The sequence below is a fragment of the Mesorhizobium sp. WSM4823 genome (assembly GCF_055811195.1).
The window spans coordinates 754,479-777,870 of record NZ_JBVVQL010000001.1 but is presented as its reverse complement, the minus strand read 5'-3'; the positions used below and the strand labels follow the sequence as shown (position 1 = coordinate 777,870).

The 23,392-nt window shown below is 62.4% G+C and carries 22 protein-coding genes; 11 read left to right on the top strand and 11 right to left on the bottom strand.

Translation table 11 applies throughout. The features are described from left to right. Positions 1-8 precede the first annotated feature (8 nt). From AC0L26_RS03730 to AC0L26_RS03720, 3 genes are all read right to left on the bottom strand, one after another. On the bottom strand, positions 9-575 hold the full coding sequence (locus AC0L26_RS03730; protein WP_473631305.1) for a DUF6101 family protein: 567 nt from the start codon (positions 573-575) through the stop codon (positions 9-11). 184 nt (positions 576-759) lie between these two features. Then, complete coding sequence (locus AC0L26_RS03725; protein WP_473631304.1) at positions 760-2,190, bottom strand: FAD-binding oxidoreductase; 1,431 nt, start codon at positions 2,188-2,190, stop codon at positions 760-762. Between the two features lie 18 nt (positions 2,191-2,208). After that, entirely contained in the window at positions 2,209-3,171 is a 963-nt protein-coding gene (locus AC0L26_RS03720) for an L-threonylcarbamoyladenylate synthase (RefSeq protein ID WP_473631302.1), read from the bottom strand. A 191-nt stretch (positions 3,172-3,362) separates the two neighbouring features. On the opposite strand from AC0L26_RS03720, the gene AC0L26_RS03715 reads away from it, so the two are divergent. Further along, on the top strand, positions 3,363-3,815 hold the full coding sequence (locus tag AC0L26_RS03715; protein ID WP_473631301.1) for a hypothetical protein: 453 nt from the start codon (positions 3,363-3,365) through the stop codon (positions 3,813-3,815). Positions 3,816-3,884: 69 nt separating this feature from the next. Here AC0L26_RS03715 and AC0L26_RS03710 read toward each other — a convergent pair whose 3' ends face one another. Both AC0L26_RS03710 and glyS read right to left on the bottom strand, forming a co-directional pair. Beyond that, a complete protein-coding gene (locus AC0L26_RS03710; RefSeq protein ID WP_473631300.1) occupies positions 3,885-4,232 on the bottom strand; it encodes an ATPase (modular protein) in 348 nt (115 codons plus the stop codon). Between the two features lie 110 nt (positions 4,233-4,342). Continuing rightward, positions 4,343-6,907 carry a glycine--tRNA ligase subunit beta gene (gene glyS, locus AC0L26_RS03705; RefSeq protein WP_473631299.1) on the bottom strand — a complete coding sequence of 855 codons (2,565 nt, stop codon included), beginning with the start codon at positions 6,905-6,907 and terminating at the stop codon, positions 4,343-4,345. Between the two features lie 342 nt (positions 6,908-7,249). On the opposite strand from glyS, the gene AC0L26_RS03700 reads away from it, so the two are divergent. Further along, positions 7,250-7,432, top strand: coding sequence for a hypothetical protein (locus AC0L26_RS03700; RefSeq protein WP_473631298.1), 183 nt, complete (start codon positions 7,250-7,252; stop codon positions 7,430-7,432). Here the strand turns inward: AC0L26_RS03700 and AC0L26_RS03695 are convergent. After that, positions 7,429-8,349, bottom strand: coding sequence for a glycine--tRNA ligase subunit alpha (locus tag AC0L26_RS03695; RefSeq protein ID WP_352938099.1), 921 nt, complete (start codon positions 8,347-8,349; stop codon positions 7,429-7,431). The two genes, AC0L26_RS03700 and AC0L26_RS03695, sit on opposite strands and share 4 nt — an antisense overlap. Before the next feature lie 470 nt (positions 8,350-8,819). Here AC0L26_RS03695 and AC0L26_RS03690 point away from each other — a divergent pair, with 470 nt between their 5' ends. After that, entirely contained in the window at positions 8,820-10,679 is a 1,860-nt protein-coding gene (locus AC0L26_RS03690) for a patatin-like phospholipase family protein (protein WP_473631297.1), read from the top strand. Between the two features lie 67 nt (positions 10,680-10,746). Here AC0L26_RS03690 and AC0L26_RS03685 read toward each other — a convergent pair whose 3' ends face one another. Further along, positions 10,747-12,522 carry a tetratricopeptide repeat protein gene (locus AC0L26_RS03685; RefSeq protein WP_473631534.1) on the bottom strand — a complete coding sequence of 592 codons (1,776 nt, stop codon included), beginning with the start codon at positions 12,520-12,522 and terminating at the stop codon, positions 10,747-10,749. A gap of 298 nt (positions 12,523-12,820) precedes the next feature. On the opposite strand from AC0L26_RS03685, the gene AC0L26_RS03680 reads away from it, so the two are divergent. Further along, positions 12,821-13,954, top strand: coding sequence for a helix-turn-helix transcriptional regulator (locus AC0L26_RS03680; protein WP_473631296.1), 1,134 nt, complete (start codon positions 12,821-12,823; stop codon positions 13,952-13,954). Positions 13,955-14,059: 105 nt separating this feature from the next. Here AC0L26_RS03680 and AC0L26_RS03675 read toward each other — a convergent pair whose 3' ends face one another. Next, the gene (locus AC0L26_RS03675; protein WP_473631295.1) at positions 14,060-14,656 is read right to left on the bottom strand and encodes a TetR/AcrR family transcriptional regulator; all 597 of its coding nucleotides are present in this window, start codon (positions 14,654-14,656) and stop codon (positions 14,060-14,062) included. Positions 14,657-14,759: 103 nt separating this feature from the next. Between AC0L26_RS03675 and AC0L26_RS03670 the strand changes: the two genes are divergently transcribed. After that, the gene (locus tag AC0L26_RS03670) at positions 14,760-16,193 is read left to right on the top strand and encodes an MFS transporter (protein ID WP_473631294.1); all 1,434 of its coding nucleotides are present in this window, start codon (positions 14,760-14,762) and stop codon (positions 16,191-16,193) included. 13 nt (positions 16,194-16,206) lie between these two features. Here AC0L26_RS03670 and AC0L26_RS03665 read toward each other — a convergent pair whose 3' ends face one another. Next, positions 16,207-17,223: a polyprenyl synthetase family protein gene (locus tag AC0L26_RS03665; protein WP_352938025.1), complete on the bottom strand. Its 1,017-nt coding sequence runs from the start codon at positions 17,221-17,223 to the stop codon at positions 16,207-16,209. A 162-nt stretch (positions 17,224-17,385) separates the two neighbouring features. Between AC0L26_RS03665 and AC0L26_RS03660 the strand changes: the two genes are divergently transcribed. From AC0L26_RS03660 to moaB, 6 genes are all read left to right on the top strand, one after another. Further along, on the top strand, positions 17,386-17,610 hold the full coding sequence (locus tag AC0L26_RS03660; RefSeq protein ID WP_126039616.1) for a putative signal transducing protein: 225 nt from the start codon (positions 17,386-17,388) through the stop codon (positions 17,608-17,610). Then, positions 17,610-18,410 (top strand): tRNA1(Val) (adenine(37)-N6)-methyltransferase, encoded by an 801-nt coding sequence (locus tag AC0L26_RS03655; RefSeq protein ID WP_473631293.1) that lies wholly within the window; start codon positions 17,610-17,612, stop codon positions 18,408-18,410. Before AC0L26_RS03660 ends, AC0L26_RS03655 begins: the two co-directional genes overlap by 1 nt. Before the next feature lie 81 nt (positions 18,411-18,491). After that, positions 18,492-19,358, top strand: coding sequence for a S49 family peptidase (locus tag AC0L26_RS03650; RefSeq protein WP_473631292.1), 867 nt, complete (start codon positions 18,492-18,494; stop codon positions 19,356-19,358). Positions 19,359-19,441: 83 nt separating this feature from the next. After that, positions 19,442-19,627 (top strand): hypothetical protein, encoded by a 186-nt coding sequence (locus AC0L26_RS03645; RefSeq protein ID WP_473631291.1) that lies wholly within the window; start codon positions 19,442-19,444, stop codon positions 19,625-19,627. Positions 19,628-19,652: 25 nt separating this feature from the next. Continuing rightward, positions 19,653-20,540, top strand: a complete 888-nt coding sequence (locus AC0L26_RS03640) for a 4-(cytidine 5'-diphospho)-2-C-methyl-D-erythritol kinase (protein ID WP_473631290.1) — start codon at positions 19,653-19,655, stop codon at positions 20,538-20,540. Position 20,541: 1 nt separating this feature from the next. Continuing rightward, positions 20,542-21,099: a molybdenum cofactor biosynthesis protein B gene (moaB, locus tag AC0L26_RS03635; RefSeq protein WP_473631289.1), complete on the top strand. Its 558-nt coding sequence runs from the start codon at positions 20,542-20,544 to the stop codon at positions 21,097-21,099. 40 nt (positions 21,100-21,139) lie between these two features. Here moaB and AC0L26_RS03630 read toward each other — a convergent pair whose 3' ends face one another. Further along, complete coding sequence (locus AC0L26_RS03630; RefSeq protein ID WP_473631288.1) at positions 21,140-22,117, bottom strand: phytanoyl-CoA dioxygenase family protein; 978 nt, start codon at positions 22,115-22,117, stop codon at positions 21,140-21,142. 189 nt (positions 22,118-22,306) lie between these two features. After that, positions 22,307-23,386 (bottom strand): ABC transporter ATP-binding protein, encoded by a 1,080-nt coding sequence (locus AC0L26_RS03625; RefSeq protein WP_473631287.1) that lies wholly within the window; start codon positions 23,384-23,386, stop codon positions 22,307-22,309. Positions 23,387-23,392: the final 6 nt, after the last annotated feature.

Below are 23,392 nucleotides of genomic sequence, written 5' to 3'. Positions count from 1 at the left end.
CATGTGGACTACTCGCGTGAGATAATTTCCTGTCCGCCAATCACCAGTCTGAGGCCGAGGTCGCCGGCCCTGCGGCGGGCGAGGAAGCGCGGGCGGCGCGTGTTCGAAACGCGACCCTTGCGGCGGTCCTGCGCCGGCAATGTCTTGATGGCAGCGCCTAACGATTCCTCCAGCGTGCGGGCGATGCCGTCGGATTCGATCAGAAGCATCGGCAGACGGTAAGCGTCGGCCCAGGCGCGCCAATCGGCGGCGACATCCTCGAGATCGTCGGCCACCAGCAGCGGCACCGACAGCATCGGATCATTGTGCAGAAGTTCCAAGGTCACCGTGACATTGCCATCCGGATCCTCCATCGCGCGGGCGGCCACGCCGCGAAATGCGTTGGCGGGCAAAGCGATGATCGCCGGCACGCCGCTCATCTCCAGCATGCGGCGAATGACGGCGCCACGGTGGTCGATGGTGAAGGTAACGTCGCCATAGTCGTCGCGCGTGGCATAGCTCACCACTTGCGGCAGGCGGAATGGATCGAGGCGCATGTTGCGCCCGGCCCAGACTGGCTTCAGTCCAGTGTTCATATTGTGCCTTTCCTGTCTCTCCTGAGAGCCGGTCTTCCGGGTCTCCGGGCCGGTTTTTCCAGCCTCGTTGTGGAGAAACATTAGCGCGGGCTTCTTATCGCGGCGCTTAAGAAAGTCGGTTAAATTTTGCTGATCTCAGAGGGATGGTTATCGGAATACGACCAGGCACAGGATATCGAAAGGATCAGATAACCTTACCGGGATTCATGATGCCGGCCGGATCGAAGGCCGTCTTCACCCTGCGCATCAGATCGATCGCCATCGGCGGCGCCGTCGCGATCAATTCGTCCCGTTTCAGCTGGCCGATGCCGTGCTCTGCCGAGATCGAGCCGTGGAAGCTGCGAACGACATCGTGCACCGCCTTATTCATGGTGTGATAGAGCCCGAGAAACGCGTCGTCATCGCCGCCGACCGGCCGGGAAATATTATAGTGGAGATTGCCGTCCCCCATGTGGCCGAAACAGACCTCGCGCGCACCCGGGCTGACCGACTGCACGGCGCCGGCGGCCTTTTCGATGAATTGCGGGATAGCTGCCACCGGCACTGAGATGTCGTGCTTGATCGAGGCGCCTTCGGGTTTCTGCGAGTCGGGCAGCACCTCGCGGAAATTCCAGAAGGCGTCGCCCTGGGCGAGAGTTGCCGCGATCACCGCGTCGCCGACGATTTCCTGTTCGAGACCTTCCGACAGCACCTCCTCGATCAGGGTCCTCGCATCCTCCGCGGAGCGGCCCGACGAGATCTGCATCAGCACATACCATGGCCAATCCCCGGCTAGCGGCCGCACGACCCCTGGCGCGTGCTGAAGCGTAAAGTCGTAGGGCCTCTGTCCGATCAGCTCGAAAGCGGTGAGTGCGGCCCCGGCACGGTCCATCGCCAGGCCGAACAGGGACAGCGCCGCCTCCGGCGAGGGCAGGCCGGCGAAAGCCACCTCACGCCCCTTGGGCTTGGGGAAGAGCTTGAGCACGGCAGCGGTGATGATGCCGAGCGTACCCTCGGCGCCGACGAACAGGTTCTTCAGATCGTAGCCGGTGTTGTCCTTCTTCAGCTTGCGCAAATCGTCGAACACCTCGCCCGTCGGCAGCACGACCTCGACCCCGAGGCAGAGCTCACGCGCATTGCCATAGGCAAGCACGCCGGTGCCGCCGGCATTGGAAGAGAGATTGCCGCCGATCTGGCAGGAGCCTTGCGCGGCAAGCGACAGCGGAAACAGCCGGTCGGCCGCATCTGCCGCTTCCTGCAGCGTTTGCAGGATGACCCCGGCCTCGACCGTCACCGTATTGGACAGGACGTCGATCTCGCGGATGCGGTTCAGCCGCGATAGCGACAGCACAATCTCACGTCCGGACATATCCGGCACCTGCGCGCCGACCAGCCCGGTATTGCCGCTTTGCGGAACGATAGGCGTTGCCGTCTCGGTCGCCAGCCGCATGATGCTGCTAACCTCGTCGACGCTGCCGGGCCTCAGCACCAGCGCCGTCCGGCCATGCCAAAGGCCGCGTCTCTCCGTCAGGTAAGGCGCGATGTCCTGCTGGTCGCGGAGAGCATATTTGTCGCCGACGATGGCCGCAAAGCGATCAATGAGGGCGGGGTCGATATCCCTGGATATGTCGTTCATGAATGGAAACTCCGGTCCTCAGTCGATCTTGTCACGAGGGGCGGCGGCGCGCGAAAGCCGGTCGTTGATCGCCTCGCCCAGGCCGTCGAACGGGATCGGCTCGACAGCGATTGTCTTGGCGCCGCTGCGATCGAGATCCTGCATGTGGGCAAAGAGGTTGGCTGCGGCCTCGCGCAGGTCGCCGGTCTCGGACAGGTTGCGAAAAGCGGCAGCGCTTTGCCAGCCGTCGGCACGGCGGCCGCCGAACGCCAGCAAGGCTTCGCCCTTTGCGACTTTTGCCGCATTGATCCGCACCGCAGCACCCGGCGCATAATGCGAGGCCAACATGCCCGGAGCCTCAATGGCTGTCGCACCGCGCAGCAGCGCCATGCCGGCGGCCGTTTCGATCTCCTCGGCAGCAATGCCGCCCGGCCGCAGCAGCCGCAGCTTTCCACCCTCGACCTTGACGATCGTCGATTCGAGCCCGACGGACGTTGCGCCGCCATCGACCACCAGCTTGATTTTTGCGCCGAGATCGGCCGCCACCGCCTGGGCCGTCGTGGCGCTGATCCTTCCCGAAGAATTGGCGCTGGGCGCCGCAAGCGGGCGTCCGAGCCTGGCGATCAGCTCGCCGCCGAAGCCTTTCGGCATGCGCAGCGCGATCGTGTCCAACCCGGCAGTGACCAGTGGATGGATGCCGTTGCCGGGCCGCTGCGGCAGCACCAGCGTCAGCGGTCCCGGCCAGAATGTCTGCGCCAGTCTTTTCGACAGCGGATCGAACACTGCGATGCGCTCGGCCATCGGCAGATCGGCAACGTGGGCGATCAGCGGGTTGAAGCGCGGCCGGCCCTTGGCCTCGAAGATGCGCGCCACGCCAACGCCGTTGGTGGCGTCGCCGGCCAGGCCGTAGACGGTTTCGGTCGGAATGGCGACGACATCGCCGCCTTCGAGCAGCGCCAGCGCCCGCTCCATCGCCTCGCTGGCGGCAAGTATCTCAGCCACTGTCATCACCTTACAGATGCGGGACCTCACAAATGTGGGTGCGTAGTACGGTGACGTTCTCGGGGCAAGCCCGGCACGAGGCAAGTCCGGCGGTTGGCGGATTACCAATCGCTAAAATGCTATCTTTCCTCGCAAGCCCGCATCAATTCCCCGACGGTATGATGCCGGCCTGTTGGGCAAGGGGAACTATCATGGTCTGGGTGCGTATCCTGGGAGCGCTTGGTCTCATTCTGGCTGCGGGAGGAGCGCAGGCTTCGTCCTTCATTGTGCCAGGTGCACCATCCTCGACGCCGTCCGTCGTCAAGCTTGGCGCGCCTGAACCGGTGAAGGTGGCTGAGAGCTCCTCCACCCCATCGATCGTGGCGCTCGGTGAACCAGTGCCCGATGTCGCCTATGAAAAAGTTGCTGCGATCCCGAGCCAGCCCAAGCATGATTCCATGCAAAGCCCGATGATCATTCGCGGCGGCATCGTCGGCGATGCCTTCGCAACCCCGGCTCCCAGCGCCGCACCTGCCGCGACCACCGCTGCCGCGGCACCTGGGGCGGGCAGCAGACCTGGCGAAAAGATAACGGCGACGAACAGCTCGCCTGAGCCCGCAATGCCGCAGCCGACGCCCATTCCCGAGATCGACCAGGCTAGATAGCCGCTAGACCAGGACGACGCTTGCGCGCCGTCCTGGTCCGCTGAGTAAATTCCGTCGCCTGAAAAAACCTCAGGCCGCGACCTCTTCGTCCTCGTCGTCGGAGGCGTCCTCTTCGTCAGCGTCATCTTCGTCAGCGTCTGGCGCCTCGGCCTTCACGCTGTCGCCGTCGTCTTCCTCGTCATCGTCATCGTCATCATCTTCTTCGTCTTCCTCATCGTCATCCGAGAGGGTGGCGGCTTTGTCGTCTTCAGCGCCTTCCTCGGCCGTCGCTTCGCTTTCGTCCTCACTGTCCTCGTCCGACAGATCGGCAGCTTCGACCGTCGCAGCGGCGGCTTGATCGAGGGTTGTTTCGGAAGCAGACTCAAGCGTCTCGGCGGGCGTTTCTTCTGTCACTTCGATGTCGCGAGCGGAATTCATGGAAGCCTCCGTGGGGTTGGGGAACATGCTCCTTGTGGCACCCGGAGATCATCGTCATATGACTGTAAGCCGGCTCGAATCGGCTATTGGAAAGAAATATTTCCCAAGCCTCAGCCGGCGATTTTCGAGAAATCCGCAACCTGGTCGGTCGCTGCCCGGACGCGTGCCAACAGTGCGAGGCGGTTGGCACGAACAGCCTGGTCCTCATCATTCACGAGAACGCGTTCAAAGAATGAATCAACCGCTTCGCGCAACACGCTAAGCGCCAGCATGGCGGCGGAAAAGTCTTCATTGTGAATCGCTTCGCCGGCTTCCTTCTCGGCCCGATTCACCGCCGCAAACAGCTTCTTTTCAGCATCTTCGCGGAAAAGCGCCGGTTCGACACGGTCGGCGATGATTGTCTTCTTCTTCTCCTCGGCAGCGAGAATGTTGGCCGCGCGCTTGGTGCCGGCAAGCAGGTTCTTGCCGTCCTCGGTGTCGAGGAACGAGCCGAGCGCCTCAACCCGGCGGACGATTTGAAGGAGGTCGTCGGACTGCGGGGTGATGACAGCGTCGATCAAATCATGCCGCGCACCCTGGTCGCGCAGATAGACTTTCAGGCGATCGTGGAAGAAGGCTAGGAGATCGGAGTTCAATTCGGCAAAGGACACCAGAGGCTGTCCGGAGTTTTTTACGACTGTTTCGATCACCTGTGAAATCGAATCCTCAGAGTCGGAATTTCGCTCCTCTATAACAACATAGATCGGAGTCTGGACGTCAAACTCAACAGGTTCGGCGTATTTCGGCCCGAACTTAGGACCGAGCCGATTTCGATTGATGGTCCAAAATTCCTGATGACCTTTCACCCTCGCGTACACGTATGTATCGCCGCGTTGTTTTTGAACAAGGATGTTAAGATACGCAGCGTGAATTTGGTTGCTCACGCTCAATCTCACGCCATTTTCAACCAAAATCCTGATCATGCCCAACGCAGCTCGCCTGAGGGCATAGGGATCTTTGCTGCCAGTCGGCTTCTCATCAATCGCCCAGAAGCCGACCAACGTGTCGAGCTTGTCGCCGAGCGCGACGGCAATCGAGACCGGATCGGTCGGCACGCGGTCTGATGGGCCTTGCGGTTTGTAGTGTTCCTCGACGGCGGCTGCGACCGATGGATGCTCGCCCTGCAGCAGCGCATATTTGCGGCCCATGGCCCCCTGCAGTTCAGGGAACTCGCCGACCACTTCTGTGGTGAGATCGGCCTTGGCCAATACCGCGGCGCGGCGTGCGAGCGCGGGAATCTCCCCCCTCGAGGGGGAGATGTCGCCGAAGGCGACAGAGGGGGTCGGTTCGCGTGGAGTGCCAACTTCGTCTTTTTTCGAAAGACCAGATCGCGTCGCGCCAGCCGAAGCGACCCCCTCTGGCCTGCCCTCTTTGTCACCACTTGGCATCTCCCCCTCAAGGGGGGAGATTGAACTCGCCACGATCGGCGCCAAATCCTCAGCCAGCCGGGCAATCCGCTCAACCCGCTCACCCTGGGTGCCAAGCTTGGCATGGAACGTCACGTCGAGATGATCGAGGCGAGCCATGCGTTGGTCGAGCGGCTTTTTGAGATCGAGCCCGAACTTTTCCGCCGATGCCTGCAATTGGTCGAGGTCGGGCAGGTCGCCTTGATCGGTCTTCCAGAAATAGAGCGCGTCGGACAGCCGGGCGCGCACCACCTTGCCGTTGCCGTAGGCGATCTCCTTGCCGCTATCCTTGGCCCCGATGTTGGCGGTCAGGATGAAGCGGTTGGAAAGCTCTTCACCGACGCCCTGCGGCCGTGTGACAAAACACTTCTGGTTGGCGCGGATGGTTAGCCGGATCACCTCGGCCGGAATGGCGAGAAAGTCCTGCTCGAATTCGCCCATCAGCACGACCGGCCATTCGACCAGGCCTGACACTTCCTCGAGCAGGCCCTCGTCCTCGACCAGATCGAGCCCGTTGGCGAAAGCGAGATTCCTGGCGTCGGAAAGGATGATCTGCTTGCGCCGGTCGGCATCGAGCACGACCTTCGCCGCCTCCAGCTTGGCGGCATAGTCGTCGAAACGGCGCACGGCGATCGCGCCCGGCGCATGAAAACGATGACCGTAGGTGACATTGCCCGAACGGATGCCATCGATCTCGAAATCGACCACCACCGGCTCCTCGGTCTCCGGGCCGAAGGTGCAGAGGATGGATTGCAGCGGCCGCACCCAACGCAACGATCCGGGTTTCGCCGAGGCCGGCCCCCAACGCATCGATTTCGGCCATGGAAAGTCGCGGATGACGGCTGGAACCAACTCGGCGATGATTTCTTCCGCCGCCCTGCCCGGCTTGGAGATATGGGCGACATAGAAGTCGCCCTTCTTCGGATCGGCATGGATATGCGCCTCGGCGATCGAGGAAAGACCGGCCTTGCGCAGAAAACCCTGAACTGCCTGTTCGGGAGCCTTGGTCGACGGCCCCTTGATCTCCTCGCTCATGTCCTTCGAGCGCGCGGTCACGCCGCGAATGTCGAGCGAGAGACGCCGCGGCGTCCAGTATTCGCGTGCCGCCTCATAGGTCAGACCGGCCTCGACAAGACCGTCGGTCAGCATCTTCCTCAGGTCGCCGGCAGCCTTGCGCTGCATGCGTGCGGGGATCTCTTCCGAGCGCAGTTCGAGCAACAGATCCGGCATCAGAGTTTCCCTCCCCGCATGCCTTTTCCTTTTTTGCACGTCCTCGCGCCTGCGGCGCTGCGGGCGTGCGGCTGAGCAGGAATCTCTTCCGAGCGGAGTTCTAGAAACAGGTCGGGCATTGATGGGGCTCACGCGGCAAATGGTCCGGCGGGGCATAGCAACTCGGCTGACCGCTGTCACCCTTCCGCGCAACATCGGGGCATCTACCGGCGATTTCCTAAAAAATGCGATGGACTGTCGGGTTGGAGCGAGCCCGCTCGTCCTTGGGTCAAAGATTTCCCTGAACCGAACGCAGCGCTGAAGCGACCCACGCTCAGGCAGAGAACTATTGGCTGAACGACCATGAAGACGGCATCGACATTTCTCCAGATCCTCGCGCTCAGCGCCTGTTTCGCGGCGCAGGCTCATGGCACGTTCGCGATGCCCGGCGTCAGGCAAGCGCTGCGGACGATGGCTGGCTCCAGCAGCCAAGGCGTATTGCCAATCAGCGTTTCAGTCGAAATTGCCAACGGCCTTTGGAGCTAAGCTGCCAGCCCACCGGCCTGCGTCATCAAAAACGCCTCACCACAGGCCTTCGCCAGATTGCGCACCCGCAGGATGTAGCTCTGTCGCTCGGTGACGGAAATGACGCCACGCGCGTCGAGCAGGTTGAAGACGTGACTGGCCTTGATGCACTGGTCGTAGGCGGGGAACACCATCCGGTGCATCGCCAGATTGTCGTTCGAAGCTGGCGAGCCGGCATCGAGCAACGCCTTGCACTCCGCTTCGGCGTCCTCGAAATGCCGAAGCAGCATCGCCGTGTTGGCAAATTCGAAATTGTGGCGCGAATATTCCTGCTCGGCCTGCAGGAAGACGTCGCCATAGGTCACCTTGTCGGCGCCCTCGCGGCCGTTGAAGTTGAGGTCGTAGACATTGTCGACGCCTTGCACATACATCGCCAGCCGCTCCAGCCCGTAGGTGAGCTCGCCCGCCACAGGCGCGCATTCGATGCCGCAGACCTGCTGGAAATAGGTAAACTGCGACACTTCCATGCCGTCGCACCAGCACTCCCAGCCCAGCCCCCAGGCGCCGAGCGTCGGGCTTTCCCAGTCGTCCTCGACGAAGCGGATGTCATGCAGCAGCGGATCGACGCCGATGGCTGCCAGCGAGCCGAGATAAAGCTCCTGCAGATTGGGCGGGTTCGGCTTCAGGATCACCTGATACTGGTAATAGTGCTGCAGGCGGTTCGGGTTCTCGCCATAGCGTCCATCCTTGGGCCGGCGCGAGGGCTGCACATAGGCCGCATTCCAGCGCTTTGGCCCGAGCGCGCGCAGTGTCGTCGCCGGATGGAACGTGCCGGCGCCGACTTCCATGTCATAGGGCTGGAGAACGACGCAGCCATAGTCCGCCCAGTAATTATGCAAGGTCAGGATCAGCCCCTGGAACGAGCGGCTGGGATGCATATGGGCTGGGATGTCAACGGTCACGGCGGCCTCGACGGGAAAGGCGGGGATGCGGCCCTCCCTAGAGCGCCCACCGGCAGGCGTCAAGGCAAGTGGCCGGCCGCAGCCAGGGCAATCGGGTGAGTTAACGCGTGACATACGGCGCAAGCGCTGAATCTGTGGGTCCCAATTGATTCGGTTGGGGGAATGACCGCAGCGGACGGTTCACACTTACCTTGGCCCGAGTCCGCACGACAAGATTGCGCTCGCAAACAAAATAGCAGGCAAGCGAGCAGTTCGCGATGTGGGCTCAAGTGAATTCCCGGCCCAAGAGACGGACGCCGAGAGCGGTGTGGCGGCCTGATCGTGGCCCCTTGCTGGGGGCCAGAGATGAGAGCGCCCAGCGGTCATTCCCGCGCCTCAGCCGTTCAGCGGCTCTCATGTGTGGTATCATTCGGCAGGCGTTCAGCGCTCTCGAGAAGACAAAAGTCATGGATTCCCAAGGGATGGCTCAGTTGTCCTCCGTCGATTCTCTTGCAGCGAGTTTATTGTCGGCAACATTGATGTTCGATCGGGCCTCGTTGCTGGCGCTCGAGGCTTTAGCTGCCGAATCCGACCGTCGGGTCCTGAGACGCGGTGAGGTTCTGGTTCGCGAAGGCGATGCGTCGGACAGGTTTTTCATCGTGCTGTCTGGACGCTTTACGGTACACAAAGGAGATTCGACCGGCTTGGTCGCGGAGATCGCACAGGGTGAACTCATCGGTGAAATCGGTTTCTTCGCGGGACTACCCCGCACGGCCACTGTCCTTGCAGCGCGCGATTCGATCGTCCTTGAAATCGGTCGCAGTAATTTCGAGAAGGCGGCCGAGACATTGCCTAGCCTGAGAGAGGCGGTCACGGTATTTCTGGCGCGCCGGTTTGCCACCCAATCTCCGAGTTCATCGCGTCTCAAGGAACCTGCCAAGATCCGAACGCTCGCAATCATTGCAGCCGGCGGAAGTCGCATCTCACCGGTGCTCATCCAGCACCTGCGGCAAGCGTTCGGCGCGGCCACGCGCGCTCGGTTCGTTTCCCGGCTTGACATCCAAGCGAAGTTCCCAGGTCTTCCGATCGACGACCAGCCGATCCTTAACTGGTTGAACGAACTGGAGGCGGAAGCCCAATTCATCGTCTATGTTGCCGATGAGGAACCTAATGAATGGACCCAAGTCTGCATTCGCCAGGCCGATACCGTCCTGTTGCTGGCCAACGCGTCCTGCTCGCCTCGCCTGAACCCGTCTGAGAAACTGACGCTATCGGTCCATCCGCCATCGACCAGTCGGCTTGTCCTAATTCACGACAATCGCCCGGCTGCGGTCTCCGGTACCTCTGCATGGCTCGATGAGCGACCCTATGTTGACCAGCATCATCATGTTGCGCTGGACGACGCGTCTGATTTCCAGCGCCTGGTCCGATTTATTTCGGGCAAGGCAGTGGGCTTCGTGGCGGCAGGGGGTGGGTCCCTCGGTAGCGCTCACTTAGGCGTCTACAAGGCTTTCGTTGAGGCGGGCGCTTGCTTCGACTATCTCGGCGGGACAAGTTCCGGAGCGGCGATGATGGCCGGCTTCGCAAAAGGCTTGGATGCCGACCAGATCGACCGAGGCACCCACAACATATTTATCAAGAGCCGGGCGTTTCGCCGCCCCACCTTGCCGCATTTCGCACTTCTGGATCACAAAGCGTTTGATCAGGCCCTTCGGCTGGAATACGGCGACGTTCTGATCGAGGATCTTTGGCTTCCGTTCTTTGCGCTTTCGACCAATCTGAGCAGCCGTCAGCCCCATGTCCACCGTCGTGGCAAGCTCTGGCACGCCGTTCGGGCGTCCGGCTCCATCCCGGGTGTCCTGCCGCCGTTCTTTACAGATAACGGCGATATGCTGGTGGACGGCGCTATCATGAACAATTTGCCGCTGGAGCAGATGACGGAGCTCAAGACCGGACCCAATGTCATCGTTACCTTCGGGTCGAGTGCACCGCAGAAATACGACATAGACTATGATCGCATCCCCGGAGCTTCCGAACTGGCATTGGCCTTGCTGAACCCTTTCGGTCGTGCCCGCTTGCCTCGAGTTCCCAGCATGCTTCAGGTCATTGCCTCGAGCATGCTGGCACACCGGCCACAGGACATTGCCGTCGGCGAAGAGGATATCCTGGTCTGTCCGGAGGTTCCGAACACTATCAGCTTCATGGATTGGAGTCGGCATTCCGAGTTGTTTTCGGATGCCTACGACCGTACGACCCGATGGATCGAGGAACATCTCCGCCAGAACGACTCAGGGCTCCGAGCGGTGCTCGGCACCACGCACGATTAGCATGGCTTATAGTGCAGACCCTTAGCGACAGCGGCGACGAGCCCCGCATAATCGAATTCAGAAGTATTCAGCCCTTCGGCGCAGGCACCGGCTCGGGCTTGACCTTCGGGGTTTCCTGCGCCGTGTTGGATTCGATCGGCGGCAGGCCCTTCAGCAGCTTCTGCTGCAAGGCAGCGAGCACGTCGGGATCCGGCTTGAGGTCGCGGGCCTGGTTCCACTGGAAGGTGGCTTCCAGCCTGCGGCCAACGCGCCAATAGGCGTCGCCGAGGTGATCATTCAGCACCGGATCTTCCGGCTTCAACGAAACGGCGCGTTCCATTTCGCGCACGGCGTCATCAAACCTGCCCAGCCGGAAATAGGCCCAGCCCAGCGAATCGACGATGTAGCCGTCACTCGGCCTGAGATCGACGGCCTTCTGGATCATCTCAAGGCCTTCCTTGAGGTTGATGTTCATGTCCACCCAGGAATAGCCGAGATAGTTCAGAACCTGCGGCTGGTCGGGGAACAATTCCAGCGCCTTGCGGAAATTCGGCTCTGCCTTTGGCCACTCCTTCAGCCGCTCATAGGCAATGCCGCGCTGGTAGAAAACGTTCCAGTCGGCGCGCGTCGGGGTCTTCAGCGCCGCCACCGCCTTGTCGTAGAGATCGGCAGCAGAGCGGAAATCCTCCTTCGAGCCATAGACGCCACCGAGCGCCTGATAGGCGCGCATGTCGTCGGGATGCGCTTCGACTAGGGCTTTCAGATGGGAGATGGCCTCGTCATGGCGGTCGAGATCGGCAAGGTTGAGGCCGAGCTGCAGTTCCGAAAGCTCCTTCAGCGGCGAACTGGCCGGGATGCGGCGATAGAAGGCGATGGCGCCCTCGCCGTCCTTCAATTGCTCGGAAACGGCGGCGAGCTGGACCAGGGCCGCGTCGCTGTCGGGCTTCAGTGCCAGGGCATATTGCAGATAGAGGCGGACGAACGGCTCGCCGCCGCCGCGATTGAGTGCGGTGGCGAGATCGAGCAGAATTTCCGAGGCGCCGTCAGACGGGCCGGCAACGAAGGGTTCGATCTTCTCGCCCTTGGTGATCTTGTCGCGAAGCGCCGATATTTCCACCTTGCCGGATGCAAATGCCTCGGCTTGATCAAGCACCGACAGCGCCTTGTCCTTGTCGCCCTTGCGGGCGAGGAAGGAGGCGTAGGCCTGCGCATTGCGCATCCATGTTTCGGGCGCCGCGCTACCGGTCGCGGTGTCCTGCAGCGTCGCGGCGTAGATTGCATCCGCCTTTTCGGGCAGGCCCGACGCATCCGCAATCAGCGCACGATGGAAGGATTTGAACAGGCCGAACCAGTCCGGCCCCTGCAGCTTGTCGATGGAGGCCATGGCCTCGCTGGCGTCGCCGGCGCCCTGCTTGGCCCAACCGGTCATGACGCCGGAGATCAGCCGGTCGAGATCGGATTCAAGCGAAAGCTTGAGCCAGTATTCTGCCTTGGTGAAGTCCTTCTTATGAAAGGAACCGACGGCCAGCGCCAGGCGCGAAAACCGCTCGACGTCTGGGACCGCCTTGAGCTTGTCGGCATAGACCAGGGATTCTTCGAAGCGCCCTTGCGCGATCAGCGACAGCATCAGGCTTTGCTGCAACGAGGTGTCACCAGGAGCGAAGGCGAGCGCCTGCTTGTAATAGGTGATGGCGCTGTCGAGATCGTTATCGCCCTCGGCGACCCGCGCGGCGAGATAGGCTCCCGAGAAGGATGTGATCTTGACTGGCTCGGTGGTCTCTTTGGCTTGGGCTGGCAGACCGGAGATCGCCATGCCCGTCACAATTGCCAGCCCCGTCAGCCAGCGCGCACATCCTTGCCGCATCGTATCCCTTTCAGTCAAAGCCATGCCCGCGTCAGCGGGATCGCCGTAGACTCGATCTTTTCCAGGCAAAGCATGGCCTTTTTGGGGTCACGCTTCAACCCGGCGCGAATTCACAATCGGGTCATGCGCTTAACAAACCACGTCAACAGAGCGCCTAACCGCGACCGTCGACCGATTTTGCCGGGCTGGCGGACTGCCGGCTTGTCCTGCTGCAGTCCCGGCAACCGATGCCGTAAGCTATCCGTAAGCGGCGAGGATCGAGAGTTTCCGCTGCGGAATGATGCGGGGAACCGTGCAGATGGATGTCGTTGCTTCGACCAGGAAAATGCCGATGCTGGAAATGCCGCGGGACGAGCAGGCCTTCGCCATTGTCGATCTGATCTACGAAGCAGCGTTCGCCGCCGAGCTGTGGCCGGACGTATTGGGAGCGGCAAGCGCGATCTCGCGCTCGGCAAGCGGCGCGATCTTTGTCTTCAGCGATCACACGCCAGTCCGCGCCATCACCGAAGCGCATGTCCAGCCCTTGCTCGACGAGTTCATGGCGGGAGACACTTGGAAGTTTTCCGAAAGCGTTCAGCGCATGTGCAGCACGCAGCCCGCAAGCTTTGTACGGGTCGACGATTTCATGACCGACGAGGAGATCGAGCGCGATCCCGTCCATAAAAACGCGACGGCATTTGGCGTTGGATCGCATGTATGCACATCCGTTCCAATGGCTGGCGGAGAGCTTGCCCTGTTTGCCTTCCAGCGCTGGCTGAAAGACGGGCTCTACGATCAGGCCGCGATCGATCTGCTGAACGGACTGCGGCCCCACCTCGCAAGAGCCAGCCTTGTCGCTGGGCGCCTGGGTCTAGAACGGGCCAGGACCGCAGTGTCTATTCTCGGGGAAATCAGGTTGCCGGCCGCAATCATGAGCGGGTCGGGCCGCGTGCTGACGGCCAATCTGCTCCTCGAAGACATGGCGGACGTCTTCCTTCCCACAGCCCATGGCGGCATGGCGCTTGCCGATGCTCCGGCAAACGCGCTTTTCCAACAGGCCATCGCGCATAACCGGGATAGCCACAGCGTGCGATCCATCCCGGTTGCGGGAACGAAGGGGCGGCCGGCGCTGATCGTCCACCTGTTGCCGTTGCGCCGCGCCGCGCATGATATTTTTTCAGGCGCGGATATTCTCGTCACGGCAACCGAGGTCAGCCTTTGCGCGACTGTTCCGTCGCCCCATATCCTTTCCGGCCTGTTCGACCTGACGCCGGCTGAAGCCCGGCTCGCCGTCGAGCTTGCCTCCGGCCGTTCCGTGCAGGAGGCGGCCATGGAAATCGGCATCGCCGTCAAATCGGCCCGCACCTATCTCGAGCGAATCTTCCGAAAGACCGGAATCAGCCGCCAGAGCCAGCTCGTGGCGCTGCTGAAGGGCGCGAGGACGTTTCAATGATCTCGTCAGCCGCACAGTTTCGATGCTGCTAGTTAGGATCTGCTGATCTGCTGCTGGGGAAATTCCTGCTGATTTCGGCACCATCGCCGATGAAGCTCAGAACCCCTAGCTGAGTCTTGCGTCCAGCGACTGCATCGACACGGTGACCAGATCGTGCAGCCGCTTTTTCGGCACACCGTCGCGCGCCTGCACCGAGAGACCAAACAGAACCGTGGTGTAGTAATCGCCCAAGGCTTCCGGGTCGGTGTCCGGTTTGAGCTCCCCCTCCCGAACGCCCTTGCTCAGGCGCTCGACAATCAGTGCATTGCGCGCCAGGCGACGCTCGGCCAGCCAGTAAAGCACGCCATCGTTCTCGGCGGCGCAGTTGGTCGCGGCCGTGACGACCATGCAGCCCTGCGGCAGATCCGGCCTCGTGTAGATTTCGATGGCGTCACGCAGCAGCCGCTCGACAAACCGCCGGGCGGTTGGCTCCTCGGCAAGCGCGCGGGTGGCGAAGCTTCCTTCCTTGGTTTCGTAGAGAACGACAGCTTCCCGAAACAGGTTCTCCTTCGAGCCGAAGGCGGCATAGATGCGCGGCGACGCCAGACCAAGCACCGACACCAGATCGGCCATCGAGGTACCTTCATAGCCACGCGCCCAGAAGGCGTCGCGGGCCTTCTCCAGCGCCTGATCGCGATCGAACTCCCTTGGCCTTCCCGCCATTGCGACCTCCATTTTTTATCAATCAACAAATAATCCGCTTGACTTCGGATTGCAAATTTAATTCTTTGTCGATCGATAAAGAATCATCGACATGGAGATAGACATGAGTTCACTCGATCAAGGCGCGCCGTTCGGCGCCGCGGCAGCAGGAGGGATCGGCGCGAAGCGCGGCGCCACGCTGGCATTGCTTGCCTTCGCGCAGCTCATCATCGCACTCGACCTCAATATCGTCTTCGTGGCTTTGCCGGAAATCGGCGCGGGGTTGGGCTTTTCGGGCCAGACCCTGCAATGGGTGGTCAGCGCCTATACGGTGTTCACCGGCGGCTTCCTGCTGTTCGGCGGCCGGGCCGCCGACCTGATCGGCCAGCGCCGGGTTTTCATCTTCGCGCTCTGGCTCTATGCGCTTTCGTCTTTGGTCGGCGGCCTCGCCTGGTCGCCGGAAATGATCATCGCGGCTCGTGCGGTGCAAGGTGTCGGCGCCGCGTTCCTGTTCCCGGCCACGCTGTCGCTGATCAACCGCCTGTTTGCCGAAGGGCCGGAACGCAACCGGGCGCTCGCGGTCTGGGGTGGCGCCGGCGCGAGCGGCCTGACGCTCGGCTCGCTGGCGGGAGGCCTGCTCACCAGCGCCTTCGGCTGGCCATCGGTCTTCTATGTCAACGTGCTCTTGGCCGGCGTCGCCATCATTGCGGCTTTCGCCGTCATTCCGCGTGACAGCAAGCGGCACGAACACCGCAGCTTCGATCTGCCGGGCGCGCTGACCGTCACCGCCGGCGCGACCTTGCTTGTCTTCACGCTGGTTCAGGGGCCCGAATATGGCTGGGGGTCGATCGCGATCATTGTCAGCGCCGCACTGGCGGCACTCTTCCTCATCACCTTCGCGGTGATAGAGGCGAAAAGCGCCGACCCGCTGATGCCGCTGCGCCTGTTCCACAACCGCAGCCTCGTCGCCGGCATGACGATCACCTTCCTCTTCATGGGGACTTTCGGTGCCCTGCCCTACTTCCTCACCGTACTGCTGCAGAACGTGCACGGCTTCACCGCCTTGCAGGCCGGCCTTGCGTTCCTCGTGCCGTCGGTCGCCATCGCCGCCGGCACTCAATTCGGCGAACGTCTGGCAACGCGTTTTTCGACCCGCGCTACGCTGGTCGGCGGCATGGTCATCGGCGCGATCGGCACGGCCTTGATGGTACCGGGCGCAAACGCGGACAGCCTCTATCTGTCCCTCGTACCCGGCCTGATCATCTCCGGCGTCGGACAAGGCATTGTCTGGACTGCCATGTGGATCGCTGCCGCCTCGGGTGTTTCCCATGACGAGCAAGGTGTCGCGTCGGGGATGGCCTCCACCATGCTCAATGTCGGCAATGCGATCGGCATGGCGGTGCTGATCGCGATCGCTAACCGCCATGTCGGCGGATTGACCGGTGACGCCTTGAAGACCGCTGTCGCGGACGGCATCCAGGTCGCCTTCTGGCTCGCTGCGGCAGGCATCGCCGTCAGCCTGCTCGCCGCATTGGTGCTTCCTGGGAAACCAAGATGAGGAGCGGCGCCTCTCAGCTCACCCGGCTGATGCAGAAATCGATGACGTCGATCAGCGCCGATTTCTGCGGCGTCGCTTCAAGCGGCGCCAGCGCGTCGCGGGCGATCTCGCCGAAATGGCCGGCGCGCCCAATGGTGTCGGTAATCGCCCCGTGGCGGGTCATCAATCCGATTGCCTTTTCCAGCCCGGCGTCGTCGGTGACATTGTCCTCGATGGCGCGCTTCCAGAAGGTGCGTTCGGCCTTGGTGCCGCGCCGGTAGGCGAGGATCACCGGCAACGTCACCTTGCCTTCGCGGAAATCGTCGCCGACATTCTTGCCCAGATCCTTGCTGGTGCCGCCATAATCCAGCGCATCGTCGATCAGCTGGAAGGCAAGGCCGAGATTCATGCCATAGGACCGCAGTGCCGCGCGATCGTTTCGCGTCGCCTGGGCGATGACCGGTCCGACCTCGGCGGCGGCGGAGAACAGGGCGGCGGTCTTGGCCTTGATCACCGCGAAATGCTCATCCTCGGTGGTTTCGAGGTTCTTGGCTGCGGCGAGCTGCATCACCTCGCCCTCGGCGATGATCGAGGCCGCACTCGACAAGATGTCGAGCGCTTCCAGCGAACCGACATCGACCATCATGCGGAAAGCCTGGCCGAGCAGGAAATCGCCGACCAGCACGCTCGCCTGGTTGCCCCAGATCATGCGGGCGGTCTTCTTGCCGCGCCGCATGCCGCTTTCGTCGACGACGTCGTCGTGGAGGAGCGTAGCCGTGTGCATGAACTCGACCGATGTGGCGAGCTTGACATGGCCTTCGCCGGAATAGCCGAACATCTGGGCTGAGGCGAGCGTCAGCATCGGCCTCAGCCGCTTGCCGCCCGAAGAGATCAGGTGGTTGGCGATTTCTGGGATCATCTCGACGTCGGAACCGGCCTTTGACAGGATCAGTTTGTTGACGCGGCCCATATCGGCCGCCGTCAGGTCGATGAGATCCTTGATCGAGGCAGCTTCCCGCTTCCCGTTTTCAATGTTGAGAACGACACCCACGACAAAACTCCCAACCTCAATATGCACGACGGCATGCTGGTCCCTTGAGAGGACTCTAGGGCGGTACCCACGGGCACGGCAAGAGGCGAATTGGCGCGGTCGAGACTGGCAAGGCGGGCCACCCACATTTACATGAACGCTGCAACCTGCGAATTTCCCCCCATGATAGAGCTTATCCGCACCAACGATGCCGTCATCATCTCCTTTGTCGAATCGCTGATGCGCGATGCTGGCATCGGCTGTTTCGTCGCCGACCAGAACATGAGCGTGCTCGACGGTTCGATCGGCATCCTGCCCAGGCGCATCATGGTCGACGCCGATCAGGCCGATGCGGCGCGGCGCATCCTGACGGATGCCGGCATCGCCAACGAGATCCGCCAGAAATAATGTCCGCGGCGCGCGCCACCCTTGTCCAGGACACGCCGGCCCATACGGTCGATGCCTTCCATCGCGGGCGGTTCTGGCTGGTGCAGCCGAAACAGGCCGGTCATCGCGCCGGCATGGACGCCATGATGCTGGCCGCTGCCGTGCCGTCCTCCTTCACCGGCCGCCTAGCCGATTTCGGGGCGGGTGCTGGCGCTGCGGGCCTGGCCGTGCTGTCGCGCTGTCCTGATGCGACGGCCGTGCTCGTCGAAAAATCTGCCGAAATGGCTGCCTTCGCAGCGACGACGCTTGCCCACCCCGGCAATGCGCATCTCAATGACCGCGCCTCGGTGCTCGCCGCCGACGTCGCGCTGTCGGGCCAGGCGCGAACCGCCGCTGGGCTTGCCGACAATTCCTTCGATTTCGTCATCATGAACCCACCCTTCAACGCGGCCGAGGATCGCGCCACGCCCGATCCGCTCAAAAAGGCGGCGCATGTCATGGAGGACGGATTGTTCGACAGCTGGATCCGAAGTGCGGCTGCGGTGGTCAGGCCGCGCGGCGGCCTTGCCGTGATTGCCAGGCCCGATCAGCTCGGCGCCGTCCTCGATGCGATGTCGGGCCGCTTCGGCGACGCCGAGATGCTGGCCGTCCACCCTCGCCCCGAGGCAGCGGCGATCCGTATCGTCATCAGGGCAATATTGGGCGCGCGCGGAAAGCTGTCTATCCGCCCGCCGCTGATGCTGCATGCGCAATCGGGCAATGGCCCTTCGGAGCGGACCGAGATGATCAACAACGGGCTGGCTTCCCTGTTCGGCGACTGACTTTTTTATCTGCCGTCGCCGCGGCATTGCCGTTGGCCGGCGAATCCCTACATGCCTTCAGACCAATTGACCGGAGATCCCGTGAAACGCCTTCTCAACCGCCTGCTGCCGAAATCCTGGCGCTCCGACATCGTCACCATTCCCGTCATCCGGCTGCACGGCACCATCATGGCCGGCGGCGGCCAGTTTCGGCCGAGTCTTTCGCTGGCGTCCACCGCCGGCCCTATCGAGAAGGCGTTTTCCTTCGAAGCGCCCGCAGTCGCCATTTCGATCAATTCGCCGGGCGGCTCGCCGGTGCAATCGCGGCTGATCTTCAGACGTATCCGCGACCTGGCGACCGAGAAGAACAAAAAGGTTCTGGTCTTCGTCGAGGACGTGGCGGCGTCGGGCGGCTATATGATCGCGGTCGCCGGCGACGAGATCTTTGCCGATCCGTCCTCCATCGTCGGTTCGATCGGCGTGGTGTCGGCCTCGTTCGGCTTTCCCGAGCTGATGAAGAAGATCGGGGTCGAGCGCCGCGTCCATACCGCCGGTCAGAACAAAGCGGTGCTCGATCCGTTCAAGCCCGAGAAGAAGGAAGACGTCGAGCGGCTGAAGGCGCTGCAGCTCGATGTCCACGAGACCTTTATCGACCTCGTCAAGGACCGGCGCGGGCCCAAGCTCAAGGACGACCCGGACCTGTTTACCGGCCTGTTCTGGACCGGCAAGAAGGGGCTGGAGCTCGGCCTTGTCGATGCGCTCGGCGACATGCGCAGCGTGCTGAAGACCCGTTTCGGGCCAAAAACTCAGCTCAAACTGATAACGGCGCCGCGCGGTCTGTTCGGCCGGTTCGGCTGGTTTGGTTCAAGCATGAAGGGCTTTTCGGCGCCCGATATCGCCGCTGCTGCCGCAAGCGGCGTGATCGATGCGGCGGAAGCGCGCGCGCTATGGGCGCGCTTCGGGCTTTGAAAAACCGGTGAAACCGTCTAGCATGAAGCGTCAAACGACCCGACCGGATGTCTATGCCGGCCTTGCGAGGGAGGAGTTTTGATATGCCGCAGATCATTTTCTTTGCCCTCGTCGGCGCCGTCGCCTATTTCGGCTATCGCTCCTTCGTCAAGGAAGCCGAGCGCGTGACGGCCAAGGCACGGCGCACCGAAAAGCAGGCTACCAACGGCTCAATGGGCACGCTGGTCAAGGATCCGAAGACCGGCGAATACCGGCTGGCCAAGGACTGACATCATCCCGCTCGCGACTGACACAGTGGATTCCGGCATCACCGTCCGGGCGTTGCACGCGCATGCCAAGATAAATCTCGCGCTGCACGTCACCGGCAGGCGCGCCGACGGCTATCACACGATCGAAAGCCTGGCGGTGTTCACGCGCTTCGGCGACAGGGTCGAGATCAAGCTCGCCGACAGCGACGGGTTTTCCGTGTCGGGCCGATACGCCTCCACGGTCCCGCCCGACGACAGCAATCTGGTCATAAAGGCGCGCGACGCGCTGCGAGAGCAGGCTGGTCTGCAGCACACACCGCCGGTCGCCATCAGGCTCGAAAAGAACCTGCCGGTCGCATCCGGCGTCGGCGGCGGGTCGAGCGACGCCGCAACGGTGCTGCGCGGGCTGGCCGAAACGTGGAGGCTGGACCTCGACGAAGCCGAACTGGCGCGGGTCGCCCTCCCGCTGGGCGCCGACGTTCCAATGTGCCTCGCGGCAAAGCCGCTGATCGCGCGCGGCATCGGTGACGAGTTGTGGACCGTTCCCGGCTTTCCGGCACTCGGGCTGGTTCTCGTCAATCCCGGCACTGCCGTCTCCACGGCCGAGGTGTTCAATGCGCTCTCCGGTCGCGACAATGAGGGGCTGCCGCCGCTGCCGCGCAGCCTCGACTTCCACAGCATCCGCAATTGGCTGGAGGTCACGCGCAACGATCTCGAGCCCGCTGCGCGGGCGATCCAACCCGCCATCGGCAAGGCGCTTTCGGTGCTCAACAAGGCCGGAGCGGGGTTCGCCCGGATGTCCGGTTCCGGCGCGACCTGCTTCGGGCTGTTCGAGACGGGCAATGTGGCCAAGCGCGCGGCCGTCGATATTCGCAGCCGCCATCCTGACTGGTTCGTCGCTGCGACGCGAAGCATGACATCGGAGGCTGACTGATATGGCCAGGATTGACGAGAGCCGCTCCTTCATTCCCGTGCGCATCGCGGTGCTGACCGTTTCCGATACGCGCAGCCTCGCCGACGACAAATCCGGCCAGACGCTGGCCGACCGCATCGTGGAGGCCGGCCATGTCCTGGCCGCTCGCGATATCGTCACCGACGACCGCGAGAAAATCCGAGACAAGGTTCTTGGCTGGTCGAAGGACGAAGCGATCGATGTTGTCATCACCACCGGCGGCACTGGCTTTACCGGCCGGGACGTGACGCCGGAGGCGCTGGAGCCAATCTTCGAAAAGCGCATGGACGGCTTTTCCGAAGTGTTCCACCGTATTTCCTATGACAAAATCGGCACTTCGACGATCCAGAGCCGGGCGACTGGCGGCGTCGTCAACGCGACCTTCGTCTTTGTGCTGCCCGGTTCGCCCGGCGCCTGCAAGGACGCCTGGGACGGCATTTTGAAGCCGCAGCTCGACTACCGGCACATGCCCTGCAACTTCGTCGAGATCATGCCGCGCCTGGACGAGCATCTCAGGCGCGGCGGCACCAAGATAAGTTAAGCCAGATTCCCCGAAGGCTATTTCGGGGCTTTCCCAAAGATCAGCGCCGGATGACCGGCTCGCCGTGGAATCGCCGGCGCGACGGCGGCGAAACGCCGAAGCCGACTTCCATCATTAGCCGCGGTTTGCGCGTCGGCACGGTGCCCATGTGGAAGCCGAACGGATCCTCGACAAAGCCTAAACCCGCCTCGCCGGTCAGCGTGATCGGGCTCTGCGCACCATAGACGTTCAGAACCTCTTCCGCCGGATGGCCGACAAGAAGCGTCATCTGGTGCTTGAGGATGCGTCGATTGTGGCTGCCCCTGATATAGACATGCGGACCGGTCTCGGCATCGACCGGATTGAGATAGAAGAAGAATTTCAGCATCCGCCAATCGTCGAGATCGAAGTGGTATTTTCCCAGCGATGCCAGGTTCTTCTCGGCGTCGGAGACGGAGCTCGTCGGAAAGCTCCACCAGACGCGTGTCGTGATCAGCTTTGCCTGGCTGCCGAGATAATGGGCGGCGATGTCGAGAAGCAGCGGGTCGCGCTGCACGGTAAGCGCGGCGTTACAATCGAGGATCCGCTCGAAAAAATGCCCGCTGAGCAAGGGGCGGCCGAAGCGCTTCTCGGCCTCGGCATGCTCGGCCGGCAGGAACTCCAGCCGACGGTCGAAATTGCCGAAGCAAGGCGTGCGCTGCGCGAAGCTGGCGATCTCCTCGTGGACCGACGACGGCAGGGCAAGCCCTGAAAAGAGGCCGTCCGAGCGGAGCGCGCCGACTGCCGCATCACGATCGACGCCGGTGAACATCGTTTCCTCGGTCTTTTGTGCTGGTCGTACCGGTTTGGCGCCACGCCAATGCAACCGTCGCGCCGGCATGGTGCGCGCCAGCATGAACATCGGCAGCCATGCCGGATTCTCGCGAAGGTCCGACAGATAGGTCGGAATCCGCACTGCAATGCGGCGCAGTAGGCTGCCGTTTCGGGCGATCGACTCGAGGCTGGCAGCACCGGATTTGTCAGGGCCTGAAAGGGTCATCGGGATCCTCAGCAATGAGCGCAGCGTCGACGAAGCGTCGGTCGCCCACCGCTCCAGCGTTACCCAACCCATCTGCCCACATCAGTGGTAACCTCAGGGCAGGTTTTGTGCAATGCACAATAAAAGAGAGGCCGATAATTTTCTCTGGGGAGATGATGCTCGCCCCACCAACTCACCCAGACCCGACATTTACAATCGAATGCCGTCGGCGCCGAACAAAAATGCGCGCTGGAATCCGAAGATTTCCGTCTTGCCGATTTCGAAACGATCCGCTTCGCGGCTTTCAACCGTGATCATCGAGCCGCTAGCGAGCAAAGCATGGCCGTAGGTGACGCCGCCAAGGCGCTCGACAAGGGAGATCTTGCCAGAAAGCGCTCCAGTCGCGCCTTTGGCGGGCACGAAATGCTCCGGACGAACGCCGAGGCTGACTGACGTGCCCGGTTTCGGCGGCGCGCCGCGTGTGGTGATGGCCATGCCGGCGAGGCCGGCCTCCGGCGCCGCGACCACAGCCCTTCCGTCTTCGACAGCCGTGACCGTAGCCGGGACGAAATTCATGCGTGGCGAGCCGATGAAACCTGCCACGAAACTATTGTCCGGGTCCTCATAAAGCTCCAGCGGGGCGCCGACCTGCTCGATGCGACCGGCGCGCAGCACGACGATACGGCTGGCCAGCGTCATGGCCTCGATCTGGTCGTGCGTGACGTAGATCATGGTTGTGCCGAGTTCCTGATGCAGCCGGGCGATCTCGATGCGCATCTGCACACGCAGTTCGGCGTCGAGGTTCGACAGGGGCTCATCGAACAGGAAGACGCCCGGCTGGCGTACGATCGCGCGGCCGATGGCAACGCGTTGGCGCTGTCCGCCGGAAAGCTCGCGTGGTTTACGCCCGAGATAGGCCTCCAGATGTAGTATCTTCGCCGCCTCCGCCACCTTGCGGTCGATCTCCTCCTTAGGGCGCCCGGCCATCTCCAACGGAAATCCCATGTTGGTGGCCACAGTCATGTGCGGATAGAGCGCATAGGTCTGGAACACCATGGCGATCCCGCGCTTGGCTGGATCCTCCTCGGTGACGTCGCGCCCGCCGATCAGGATACGCCCGTCCGAGGTTCTTTCCAGCCCGGCGATCATGCGCAGAAGCGTTGACTTGCCGCAGCCGGAGGGGCCGACAAAGACGACGAATTCACCATCGGCGACGTCAAGATCGACACCACCGATAATTTCGGTTTCGCCAAAGCGCTTCTTGACCGACTGAAGTGATAGACCCGCCATAGTTCT